General features: G+C 51.1%; 13 protein-coding genes. 6 read left to right on the top strand and 7 right to left on the bottom strand.

Annotated elements, in window-relative coordinates:
* Positions 1 to 70: 70 nt before the first annotated feature.
* The 4 genes from ACE6ED_RS08685 (at position 71) to ACE6ED_RS08670 (ending at position 5,281) form a co-directional block, all read left to right on the top strand.
* Positions 71 to 1,840 (top strand): ABC transporter ATP-binding protein, encoded by a 1,770-nt coding sequence (locus ACE6ED_RS08685; RefSeq protein WP_410826721.1) that lies wholly within the window; start codon positions 71 to 73, stop codon positions 1,838 to 1,840.
* Positions 1,833 to 3,611, top strand: a complete 1,779-nt coding sequence (locus ACE6ED_RS08680; RefSeq protein WP_410826720.1) for an ABC transporter ATP-binding protein — start codon at positions 1,833 to 1,835, stop codon at positions 3,609 to 3,611. Before ACE6ED_RS08685 ends, ACE6ED_RS08680 begins: the two co-directional genes overlap by 8 nt.
* Positions 3,612 to 3,837: 226 nt before the next feature.
* Positions 3,838 to 4,572 (top strand): glycosyltransferase family 2 protein, encoded by a 735-nt coding sequence (locus ACE6ED_RS08675; protein WP_410826719.1) that lies wholly within the window; start codon positions 3,838 to 3,840, stop codon positions 4,570 to 4,572.
* A 1-nt stretch (position 4,573) separates the two neighbouring features.
* The gene (locus ACE6ED_RS08670; RefSeq protein WP_410826718.1) at positions 4,574 to 5,281 is read left to right on the top strand and encodes a glycosyltransferase family 2 protein; all 708 of its coding nucleotides are present in this window, start codon (positions 4,574 to 4,576) and stop codon (positions 5,279 to 5,281) included.
* Between the two features lie 117 nt (positions 5,282 to 5,398).
* Here ACE6ED_RS08670 and ACE6ED_RS08665 read toward each other — a convergent pair whose 3' ends face one another.
* The 4 genes from ACE6ED_RS08665 to ACE6ED_RS08650 form a co-directional block, all read right to left on the bottom strand.
* On the bottom strand, positions 5,399 to 5,527 hold the full coding sequence (locus tag ACE6ED_RS08665) for a DUF6254 family protein (protein ID WP_410826717.1): 129 nt from the start codon (positions 5,525 to 5,527) through the stop codon (positions 5,399 to 5,401).
* 70 nt (positions 5,528 to 5,597) lie between these two features.
* Positions 5,598 to 6,272, bottom strand: a complete 675-nt coding sequence (gene bshB2 / locus ACE6ED_RS08660) for a bacillithiol biosynthesis deacetylase BshB2 (RefSeq protein WP_410826716.1) — start codon at positions 6,270 to 6,272, stop codon at positions 5,598 to 5,600.
* Between the two features lie 22 nt (positions 6,273 to 6,294).
* A complete protein-coding gene (locus ACE6ED_RS08655; RefSeq protein ID WP_410826715.1) occupies positions 6,295 to 6,639 on the bottom strand; it encodes a YojF family protein in 345 nt (114 codons plus the stop codon).
* 104 nt (positions 6,640 to 6,743) lie between these two features.
* Positions 6,744 to 7,205: a MarR family winged helix-turn-helix transcriptional regulator gene (locus ACE6ED_RS08650; protein ID WP_410826714.1), complete on the bottom strand. Its 462-nt coding sequence runs from the start codon at positions 7,203 to 7,205 to the stop codon at positions 6,744 to 6,746.
* Between the two features lie 166 nt (positions 7,206 to 7,371).
* Between ACE6ED_RS08650 and ACE6ED_RS08645 the strand changes: the two genes are divergently transcribed.
* Positions 7,372 to 8,244, top strand: coding sequence for an SDR family NAD(P)-dependent oxidoreductase (locus ACE6ED_RS08645; protein WP_410826713.1), 873 nt, complete (start codon positions 7,372 to 7,374; stop codon positions 8,242 to 8,244).
* Between the two features lie 56 nt (positions 8,245 to 8,300).
* On the opposite strand, the gene ACE6ED_RS08640 is transcribed toward ACE6ED_RS08645, so the two are convergent.
* From ACE6ED_RS08640 to ACE6ED_RS08630, 3 genes are all read right to left on the bottom strand, one after another.
* The gene (locus ACE6ED_RS08640; RefSeq protein WP_410826712.1) at positions 8,301 to 9,236 is read right to left on the bottom strand and encodes a permease prefix domain 1-containing protein; all 936 of its coding nucleotides are present in this window, start codon (positions 9,234 to 9,236) and stop codon (positions 8,301 to 8,303) included.
* Positions 9,233 to 9,577: a PadR family transcriptional regulator gene (locus tag ACE6ED_RS08635; protein ID WP_410826711.1), complete on the bottom strand. Its 345-nt coding sequence runs from the start codon at positions 9,575 to 9,577 to the stop codon at positions 9,233 to 9,235. The genes ACE6ED_RS08640 and ACE6ED_RS08635 overlap by 4 nt, the downstream gene beginning before the upstream one ends.
* 226 nt (positions 9,578 to 9,803) lie before the next feature.
* A complete protein-coding gene (locus tag ACE6ED_RS08630; RefSeq protein ID WP_410826710.1) occupies positions 9,804 to 10,091 on the bottom strand; it encodes a hypothetical protein in 288 nt (95 codons plus the stop codon).
* 312 nt (positions 10,092 to 10,403) lie between these two features.
* Here ACE6ED_RS08630 and ACE6ED_RS08625 point away from each other — a divergent pair, with 312 nt between their 5' ends.
* Positions 10,404 to 11,711 carry an ABC transporter substrate-binding protein gene (locus tag ACE6ED_RS08625; protein ID WP_410826709.1) on the top strand — a complete coding sequence of 436 codons (1,308 nt, stop codon included), beginning with the start codon at positions 10,404 to 10,406 and terminating at the stop codon, positions 11,709 to 11,711.
* Positions 11,712 to 11,741 lie beyond the last annotated feature (30 nt).

The following is an 11,741-nucleotide window of genomic DNA, read 5'->3' as shown; positions in this document are numbered from 1 at the left end:
TGCTTTGTTAAACGGGGTACTATGTCCCGGTCTAGCGCAAAAGACAGAACAAGCAGAAACAGGTGATGAGATGTTTGAATTAAAATGGCTGTGGCAGAACCTGCAGGGCGACAGGACAAGATACATTATTGCGCTCTGCATGTCGGTGGTGGGCTCCTCGCTCACAATCGTGAACCCGTACCTCAGCCAGCGGATTGTCGATACGTTCATAGCCGGGGATCACGCGGTGCAGAACCTCTCCGATAAGCGGGGGCTGCTGATCGCGCTCTGCCTGGGTATGATCGGCTTTTCGCTGCTGCGTACGGGTCTTTCTTACTTTACGATGATGCAGTATGAGCATGCTTCACAGAACATGCTGTACCGTGTCCGTATTTTTTTGTACAACAAAATCCAAGGCCAGGATATGCATTACTACGACCATAACCGCACCGGCGATCTGATGACCAAAATGACCGGCGATCTCGATATGGTCCGGCATACGATGGCCTGGATTGTCAAAACCATTATCGAATCGGTGACGATCTTCGCGGCCGCGGTCGTCTATTTTTTTTCGATTGATGCGGTTTTGACCTGGTGGCTGCTGATTTTGTCGCCGCCGATTTTGATTACCGCGTACCTGTTTGCCAAACGTGTACGCCCGATGTACATCGATTTGCGCGAGCGGCTGTCCCAGCTCAACTCCACGACACAGGAGAACATCTCGGGCAACCGGGTCGTCAAGGCCTTCGCCCGCGAGGAGTTTGAAATCGAGAAATTTACCGATAAAAACGTAAACTACTCCAAGGCTAATAAAGCGGCTGCGCTCGTCTGGCTGGATTATTTCCCTTTCCTGGAGACGTTCGCTCAGGCTTTCTCCGTGATTCTGTTGCTTGTCGGCGGCCTGTTTGTGATGAACGGACGGATTACGTTCGGGGAGTTTACGGCTTTTTCATCGCTGATCTGGGCGATCTCCAACCCGATGCGCAACATCGGCATCATTATTAATGATATTCAGCGTTTCTTCGCCAGCTTGGCCAAAATCGTGGAGGTGTATTACGCGAAGCCGGGTATCGTCAATAAGCAAAAGACGCTGAAGCCCCGCCGGTTTGACGGCGCCATCGAATTCGACCATGTAACGTTCAAATACGACTCCGCCACGGTGCTGGATGATGTCAGCTTCAGGATCGCTCCCGGCGAGACTGTAGCGATTATGGGTTCGACGGGGTCCGGCAAAACAACGGTTGTCAATCTGATCCCCCGCTTTTACGACGTGGCGGAAGGAAGCGTGCGGGTTGACGGTGTAGACGTGCGGGAACTGGAGCTGGATGAGCTGCGGAGCAACATCGGTATTGCCACCCAGGATGTGCTGTTATTTTCGGATACCATCGACGGCAACATTGCTTTTGGTTACCCTGATCTTCCGGAGGAAGATACCGTCCACTATGCGCAGCTTGCCGCGGCGCACAGCTTCATCACGAAAATGCCGGAAGGTTATGACACGATTGTCGGCGAACGCGGGGTCGGTCTGTCCGGCGGCCAGAAGCAGCGGATCGCATTGGCGCGCGCCTTGGCGGTGCGGCGGCCGATTCTGATCCTGGACGACACCACTTCGGCCGTCGACTTGGAGACCGAAGAACATATCCAGCAAAGTCTGCGCGAACTGGAGCATTCCTGCACGAAGATCATTATCGCTCAGCGTGTCTCTACGACCTCCAAGGCTGACCGGATTTTGATTCTGGACAACGGCCGCCTGATCGAAGAAGGTACACATGCCGAGCTGCTGGCCAAACGCGGATATTATTATGAAGTCTTTATGCTGCAAAATGAGGGAATTGCCCGGGAGGTGAGCGTGAATGGCTAGAAATAAATTCGACATCGACGAGAATTTGGAGTCTCCGTTTGACATTAAACACTTTAAACGGGCGATGGTTTACATCCGGAAGCAAAAAAAGCCGATGATCCTGGCTTTCGTGCTTAGCGCCTTATCGGCTGCAATCGCCTTGTCCGCTCCGCTCATTATGCAGCATGTTGTCGACGTGACCATTCCCGCCAAGGCGTCAGGCGCGCTGGTCGGCTGGTCCGCCCTGCTGCTGGCAACCATTGTGGTCAGCGTGGTGCTTGCAACCATCCGGTCGCGGATTATGACGCGGGTCGGACAGGATATCATTTTTGACATCCGGTCGGATTTGTTTAAGCATCTGCAGCAGCTGCCGTTCAAATATTACGACGACCGGCCGCAGGGCAAAATTTTGATCCGGGTCGTCAACTACGTCAACTCTGTATCCGATGTGCTGTCCAACGGGATTATTAACTTTATTCTCGAAATTGTGAACCTGATCTTTATCGCGGCGTTTATGTTTGCCGTCGATGTAAAGCTGTCCTTTATCACCCTAGCAGGCCTGCCGGTTTTCCTCGGCTTTATGATGCTGATCAAAACGCGGCAGCGCCGGTCCTGGCAGGCAGTTTCGAACAAAAGCTCCAACATGAACGCCTACATGCAGGAAAGCATTACGGGCATTGGGGTTACGCAGATTTTCTCCCGGGAGCAGCATAATGCGGGGATTTTCACCCGCCTCGCCGGCAACTTCCGGACCGAATGGATCCGGGCAGTGCGGTATAACGCTATGATCCCGTTTACGGTCGATAACCTGGCGACCATCGTCATGACCCTGATCTACCTGGTTGGCCTGCTTGCGCTGAATCCGGCAGAGGTGACGTTCGGCGTCATTCTCGCCATGAGCAACTACGCCGCCCGCTTCTGGCAGCCGATTCTGAACCTCTCGAACCTGTACAACAGCTTCATTAACGGCGTTGCTTACCTGGAGCGGATTTTCGAGACGCTTGATGAACCTGTGACCGTCACCGACGTTCCGGATGCCAAAGCCCTGCCTGCCGTTCAAGGCCGGGTAACCTTCGACGACGTGACTTTTGCTTACGATCCCGGACAAAGCATTCTGGAGAACCTCTCCTTCGACGTGAAACCGGGCGAAAGCATCGCACTCGTCGGCCCGACAGGAGCCGGTAAAACGACCGTCGTCAATCTGATTTCGCGTTTCTACAATTTGACGGGCGGACGGATTATGATCGACGGCCATGACATCTCCCAGGTGACGCTGCAGTCGCTGCGCAGCCAAATGGGAATCATGCTGCAGGACAGCTTTATTTTCTCGGGTACGATTCTCGACAATATCCGGTACGGCCTGCTTGATGCAACCGAAGAAGAAATTATCGCCGCCGCCAAAACGGTGTGCGCCGATGAGTTTATCCGCGAATTTGAGGAAGGCTATATGACCGAAGTGAATGAACGCGGCTCCAAGCTGTCCCAGGGGCAGCGGCAGCTGATTTCGTTTGCGCGGACGCTGCTTGCCGATCCGCGGATCCTGATCCTGGACGAGGCGACTTCGTCAATTGATGCCAAGACGGAACGGCTGCTGCAGAAAGGCCTGAACGAGCTGCTCAAAGGCCGGACGTCGTTCATCATCGCCCACCGTCTGTCGACGGTCAAGAACTGCGACCGCATCATGTACGTCTCCGACAAAGGTATTGCCGAGTCCGGTTCGCATGACGAGCTGATGGCCCGCAAAGGTCTGTACTACCGCTTGTATACGGCGCAAAAAATGGAGGCAGTGTAAACCTCCTAGACCTTCTCCTTTCTCTCAACAAGAGGATAGAGAGGAAAACCCCTGGACATCAGTCCGGGGGTTTTTATGTAACATAAAGCTGCTTCCCGGTTCCTTGTTCCGCCATCCTTAGAACGGTTACGCCGATGACTCGGTAAATCAGCCGTTACCTTCCCAAGCCGTCCTCATATTGTATGTTGAGATAGGATCAACGATCCTGTAAGGAGAGGATGAAACGATGGGAGGAAGCGGAAAAGGCATATCCGGCAGGCAGGGCGTCACTGTCATTGCTTGTACGAACCGGCGCAGCTATATCCATAACCTGTTCCACAACTTTTTACGGCAAACTTATTCCGTAAAAGAGATGATCGTTGTCGTCAACCATAATGCCATCCCCCTTGCCCCCTACCGGAAAAAGGCGGCACGTCACCCGAACATTCACATCTTTCGTTTGCCGGAACATTTCACCTTGGGCGCCTGCTTAAACTTTGCAGCGCGTAAGGCGAAACACGAGATCATTGCAAAATTCGACGACGATGACTATTATGCTCCCGGTTATCTGGCGAACAGCTTGGCCGCGCTGCGGCGGACAAAAGCGGATGTGCTGGGCAAACGGGCGCATTATATGTATCTGAACGGGTCAAACACGCTCATTCTTCGGTTTCCGAATGCGGAGCTTAGGCCGGCGGCCAAGCTGCCAGGCGCGACGCTGGTTATCAAAAAGAAAGTGTTTGACCATGTGCGTTTTCCGCATCAAAATGTCGGAGAAGACGATCTGTTTTGTGTGAGGAGCAAACGCAAAGGGTTTAAGGTGTATTCCGGGGATAAATACCATTTTGCCGCCGTCCGGAGAAAAAACACTTCCAGCCATACCTGGAAGATCAGCGACCGTGAACTGCTGGCCCACCACAAACGGATTCCAGGCGTGCATAATTACCAAAAATATGTACAGAACAAAAAAGGCGGCGTATGATATGGCAAAGCCGGGCATTACCGTCATAACGTGCACCAAGCGGCCGGAATGCATGACACGTTTGCTGGCTAACTTCAACCGTCAGAAGTATGGCAAAAAAGAGTTAATCCTTATTTTGAATCATGACAGCCTGAAGTTGCCCGCTTACCGGAAAGCGGCAGCGCCATACCGGAATGTTCGTGTCTACCGTTTGCCGGAGCACATAACCTTGGGCAGCTGTTTGAATTTTGGCGTTGAGCGGTCGAAATACGGCTACATCGCCAAATTCGACGATGACGATTATTATGCCCCAGGTTATCTTGCGGAAGCCATGCGGGCGATGCTAAAGACTGGTGCGGATATAGTCGGCAAACGTGCGCATTTTATGCATCTTCTCGGGCGCAAGGCCCTGCTCTACCGTTATGAAAACAAAGCCAACCGGAAAGTACGGCTGGTACAAGGGGCGACGCTTCTGGTGAACCGGCGGGTGTTCGGGCAAGTCCGGTTCCCGGACCGGAACCGCGGCGAATGCGTCCAATTTTGCGCAGACAGTATTGCAAAAGGGTACCGGATCTACTCAACGAGTCCCTATCATTTCCTGGCGCGGCGGCGGCAGGACTCCAGGAATCATACCTGGATGATAAGTGACCGGGAACTGTTATCCCGTAGTGCCAGACTTCTCAAAGTAAAGCGGATTTATGCTTATGTAAGACGAGCTGCAGGCGGGTGAAGTGAGAATTTGCAGCTATCGACTCTGCCGAACAGAAAATGACCCACAAGAGGGTCACTTGATGAAAAAGTGTCCTTCTTATGGGTCACCGTTCCAAATCCGACAGTCCTGCTTGTCTTACAATGTAGTATGCTCCTCATCATATTCGCCGGATAACTCTTTAAGCGATTTGATCTTACCATGGGGATGCTGTTCCTGCTTCCGTGACTTCCAGGCAGCTTCTTTACGTCTCTTCTGGTGAGTCATGACAGTGAACCTCCTCTGGATTCGAGTTGTATACCACCTTGTTAGGATGCCGCTTTAGAAAGATGCTCATTCATTTGAACCGGTATGTCCAATACTGCTCTGTACCGTACCGGGCACGAAGCTCCTCGCTGGTTAATTCCACGTTTCCAAGCAGCTCTGCCGCCTGAAACTGCGAGCGGTGCGCCTTCATTGACGCCAGCTTTTTGTCCAGATACGCCGTCACATCGACAGTCACATCGGCACGGCCGATCGCCTGTTCATGATCCTTTGAAAAGGCAATACAGTGCACCAAAGGCCGCTGGTCTGCGGGCAGCCGGCTGATTGTCCGGATGACCGCCTCGCCGGTTGCGTCATGGTCCGGGTGGACGCTGTATCCGGGGTAGAAGGTAATAACCAGCGACGGGTCCAGCTCCTGAATGAGTTCCAGAATGCGTTGATCCAGCAGCTGCGGATCCTCAAACTCAATCATTTTATCGTGGAAACCCAGCATTCGCAGATCTTGTATTCCTATCGCATGACAGGATTCCAGAAGTTCTTCCTTGCGGATGGCCGGCAGGGTCACACGGTTGGCAAATGGCGGAATCCCCATGTTCCGGCCCATTTCCCCCAGGGTTAAACAGGCATAAGTGACCTGCGCGCCGCCGTCTATGTACCGTGCAATCGTCCCGGAAGCTCCAAACGATTCGTCATCGGGGTGGGGAAAGATGACCAAAATTCGTTGATGTTCGGCTGGTTTTGATGTCATAGCTGTCTCCTCTTCCCTCTCGTCAAAATCTCTCCGGGCTCAGCTGCAGGGCCACAACCAACTTTCCTTGGCTGTCGTGGCCTGCCAGTATCAGCCGCTGCGTCTCCTGTTCATCTACATGCGTTAAACCTTCGGCATACACCCAGCCTTGCTCTGTTTTTAAGCCTATCCGATACGGATTTGTGCCGGCGATAGAACCTTGGGTATACCGAATGGAAGCATTGGAGATAAATGCCGACGCCGGATGCCGGGTGCTGTCCAGGTGACTGGCGTAAGCGCCTGTCGTAAGTTCAAGATGCAGGAAGAGATTCAGACCGCAGAGACGGTCGAGTCTGTTTTGAATGTCTTGTGGTTGTATGAGCTGCAAGTTGGCCTCCTTGTTTTCGTTCAGAGATGTACTATGTCATTTTAGCACAAGTCGTGAAACGATCAACCCGAGTGGACAAGCTTGTGATGGCTCACAGCAGGCCTTCAGCGTTCAAAACCGTTGAACCGCCGGAGCATTCCGATAAAATCATGCAAGTCGGTATCGGACCAGTCCGTGAGCCGCTCATAAAAAACAGACGATTTCTCCTTAAGTGCTTCTATGATTTTGTGCTGCCCCTGCTCGGTCAGGGATAATACGACTCCTCTGCCGTCATTCGGCGACGTTTCCCGGTTTACATACCCCAGTGCTTGAAGCTGTTTGATAAGCCGGCTGACAGAACTTTTGTCCATTGCAGTTGCTTCTGCTAAAGCGGCCGCATTCGCAGGACCATATGAATACAGCCACCGGACGATATGAAAGGCGGCAGGCTGCAGAGAAGAATCAAATTTCGCCGCGGCTCTCACACTCAATGCATGTGCGGAGCTCAAAAGCGCATTAAGCTGCCCCCCTAACTCAATCTCCAGTTGGTCTCTTGGCTCCCGAGGCTTGTTATCAGGTTCCTTCATTTTGCAAACACCTTTCTGCATCCAATATCCCGAATTCATCCGCCTAAATGATTGACATATATCAATTAAATAATTATAGTTGATATATATCAACTAAACGCTTAGACTTCAGTTTCGGCTTTACAACTAATTTGTAAAAAATTATATCACATGAGGAGAGCAGATCATGCCGGAAAAAGATACAGTGGTCATAACGGGGGCCACGAGCGGCCTGGGGAGGCTGGTGGCGTTAGAATTAGCCAAACGGGGATTTCATCTCGTATTGACCGCAAGGAGTAAGGAACGGGCCCAAGCAACGCGATCCGAAATCGAAGCAATTGCCCCATCGGCAAATGTAGAGTTTTTTTACGGCAATTTAGCTGAATTAAAGAATGTGAGCCGGCTGGGCAGTGAAATCGCCGCCGCTTATCCGGCAATCGATGTTCTGGTCAATAATGCGGGAATTCACGCGTTCGAGTCCCGCATTACTTCCGAGGGATTGCCGGAAATGATGACAGTCAACTATTTAGCTCCCTGGCTGTTGACTCATATCCTCCGCCCCTCTTTGCAAAAGGCGAAGCAGGCCGGCGTAATCAATGTTGCATCGGAAGCTTCGCGCCGGCATGGGGGGCTAAAGCTTCCTGATGATCTCACGGAAACTTCTCCGTTTACCGCCCGCGGGTCTTCACTGGTCTATGGAAAAACCAAACTGCTGAACATCATGTTCACCGCGGAGTTCTCGCGGCGTTGGTCGCAAGCGGGAATCCGTGCTAACGCCCTTAATCCGGGATTCAATGTGACCGGACTTGGACGGGAGCTTGGTTTTGCTTCCGTGCTAGAGCGGTTGTTAACCGCTTTTCGGATCGGCGACCCGCGAAGAGGAGCGGAGATCATTACCCGTCTGATTGTGGATCCTGTTTATCAGCGGCAGACCGGGGGTTATTTTAATGTGGGTACAGGAAAATCCATTGTACCGGCTGCGCCTGGCGGGGACCCGCTTGTGCAAAAGCAGTTATGGGAGGCCACGGAAGACCTGCTTGCCCGTCGCGGTTTTCTTTAGCATCCTGAATTTATGAGGCTGGCATCCGATACAACAAAGCGTGCAGTTGGAATCCCTTATCTGTAATTCACACTTAAACGAATCGGGCCGCGTGAGACCAGATAAAGTCCATAGCCAACAACGTTAGTTAGCAAAAACAGGGCAATCCAGCCAATGTTGCCTTTTCCCTCATAATAAGCTTTCATTCCCGCCCAAACGGTAAACAGCAGCCAATAGCCGCCCAGTAGAAATAATCCCAAACTGTAGAAAAAGGTGTAGTTGAAATAGGTTAGTGCCACGCTGACAATAAAATGGTCATTGATCTCTTCCGTCTGATCCGTGGTTGTGTAGCTGAACACTTCACGGATCGTCGTTTTGACCAAAAAATTGGTATCCGGCTTGGGGCGTTCCGCCCCCTTCTCTATCATATACAACGAACCGAAATTGAACCATTGCTCTGTTTTTGAATCAGCCGCATACATAAACAGCCGCGAAGGTGCGGGCGGATAAGGACGCTCAACCTGAATTCCTTTGACGCCCCAGGAATGATCCACCCAATCCTTCAGCTTCTCCTGAAGAGGTTCGGACAGTGCAGCGGTACCGGGATTTCCCGCTTCTTGCTCCACCAGCTTATAAGCCTCGTCGGCAAGCTTGGCAACCATTCGTTCATTCCATAATCCGATAATTAATCCCAAACAAATAGCGGATAAAGCCAGCAGGGTAAAGGCGCCACGGAGAACACCGGCAGCAAAACGTCTTTTCATCGCGTATACCTTCTCCAGCTCGCGCTTAACTTCTTTCGCCTCGCCAAACTGGGTTAAAGCTATCGTTACCGCCTCCTCTTCTCCCATACCAGTCTGCATATGTTCTATGGCTCCCGAGACCAGGTTAGCCGTCATTTCTTCCCGGAAATCACGAATCTCCTGTTCAGATTCTTTCATCTGTCTGCACAGCCGGTCAACGTAATCTGTGATCCGGCGAGCAGATTCGGGGCTCAAGCCAATGATTTTCATGATGGATTCCCTCCCAGTAAACGATCTATAATGCCGCGGAACACGGACCAGCTTCGACGGCTATCTTGAAGACGGGTATGCCCTTCCTGCAGCACCCTGTAATATTTGCGGCGGCCGCCGCCGGTTGACGCCTCTTCTTCCCCCCAGAAGGCTTCCAGCAGTCCCTGTTTCTCCAGCCGTTTCAGAGCCATGTACAAGGTGGCCTCTTTAAGGTTCATCGCTCCGCCGCTTATCTCCCGTACTTTTTTGGCGATTTCATACCCATACATCGGTTGCTCCTGCAGCAGACTTAAAAGAATAACATCGATATACCCCTTCAGCATTTCTTTATCAAAATCCAAGCAGTTTTGCTCCTCCTTCCGAATACCTCGTATTATGAAGTACATCGTATTATACTTTCAAATAAATTACAACCCAGTGTTATTATTGATTGTCAAAATAACCGGCCAGTCACGGTGGAAATCCGTGACTAACCGGTTAATAGATATCCTGCATGGAGCTCAAGGACTTTGTTATCTTTGTTGGACATAGAAAAAGAGCCTTTATCTTTAAAGGCCCTTAGCCATATCATTGCAGTCCGGCATCCGATACAACAAAACTTTTATCCCCGCCTACAGACTTGGAGATCTTGCTGCCCTGCTTGATTGCTTCAAGTGTCTCCTCATACATGCGAACCGTCTCGTCCACTTTGTCTTCCGTCCATGTAAACCAGCCGGTGGAAGGCGTCCAGGAGCGGGCTCCCGAGCCGATCAGCGACTTCAGATTCTGTTTCTCCTGATCCAGCCATGCCTCATACTCCTCTAGTGTCCACCATTCAATCGCCGGCACGAAATCGATACGTATTCCCATCAGCATGTCAAAAACGGCTTTTTGTATGCTGCATAGAATCGGTCAAAAGAGCCCTCAATTCTAGCCCTTTCGTGTCTGGTAAAGTGACATTATTGGTCAATTATGAAAACCAGCCGTTTCTTTCATTTCATAACGCATGACTATGCCAGTCCTCTGAGTTTTACAATAACCTGCATCTTCCTGCTGGTTTCGCTGTTTTTTCGGTGCAAATAAAAAAAGATTTAATTTTAATTAACGCTGTGCTATATTATTGTTACGTAACAATACGTTATGTATTTAATGTTACATAAGTTAATCCATCGATGGGAGGTTGTTAACATGTATGGGATTGGACGAAAATTAGGTTTGTCGGTGATAACGGGGGCTATGCTGCTTTTAGCCGCTTGCGGCGGCAATGACGCTTCTACGACAGCCAAAGGGGATTCCGCGGATAAGGTCACGACGATCAAGTTTTTTCACCGCTGGCCGAATGAGCCGAGAAATTCGTATTTTAATTACATTAAGGAAGAGTTTGAAAAACAGAATCCCCAAGTCAAAATTGAGATGGAGTCCGTCCTGAACGACAATTACAAGGAAAAAATCAGAGTCCTTGTGTCCTCAGGCGACATCCCCGACGTGTTCTCCTCTTGGTCCGACAGTTTTGCCGAAAGCCTGGTTTCCTCCGGCAGAGTAAAAGACCTCACCTCCATGTACGAATCCGATGCCGATTGGACAGGCACGCTGGTCCAGAACCAGCTCAAATCCTTTACTTTTGACGACAAAGTGTATGGCGTACCATTTACGATGGACGGCAAAGTGTTTTTTTACAACAAAAAAATCTTCAACGAACTCAAACTGGAAGAACCCAAAACCTGGGATGAATTCATAACGGTACTCGATAAATTGAAAGCCGGCGGATACGACACGCCAATCATTGAAGGACTGCAGGATGCCTGGGCGGTAGGCCATTATCTGGGCACCATGAACCAGCGGATGCTGGATCCAAAAGTGCTGGCTTCCGACTACAAAGCCGCAACCGGCGAGTTCACTGATCCGGGGTACGTAAAAGTGCTGGAATACTGGAAGCAGCTTACCTCATATATGGGACCCAACGCTACCTCTATAAATCACGAAGCCACCCGGAATATGTTTATGGCCGGAGAAGTCCCGATCCACTATCTGCAGTTCGCAGAGCTTGGTTATTTAAAGGATAAGCCGGGCCTGGAGTTCGACTACTTCAACTTCCCTGAGCTGCCTGGAGGAAAAGGAAACCCCGAAGGTCTGACCGGCGCCCCTGAAGGATTTATGATCAGCAACGAAAGCGAGCATCAGGAAATCGCCGAGCAGTTCGTCAAATTTATTGTGTCGCCGGAAAATGCGGCAAAGTTCCAGCAGGATGTTGGTTCGATGACAACCGTGATCGGCGCGGCTACCGAAGATAACTCGCCCCCAGGCACCTTGGAAGCCATTGATGTCATCCAGAATGCGGGCGAAACCACCCCATGGCTGGATAATGCGGTTGATGCCAATGTAGCCGACGCCTTTATGCGCGGAGGGCAAGCTATGGCCGCCGATATTCAAACCCCTGAAGGAGTTATAAAGGAAGTGCAGGCCGCTGCGGCCAAGCTGCATACCGCAGGAAAATAATCCGGTACCACTTGTAACATGTTCGGGAGA

This window comes from Paenibacillus nanchangensis, assembly GCF_046543445.1.
Lineage (GTDB): Bacteria > Bacillota > Bacilli > Paenibacillales > Paenibacillaceae > Paenibacillus_AQ > Paenibacillus_AQ nanchangensis.
This window is presented reverse-complemented; position numbering and strand designations above follow the sequence as displayed.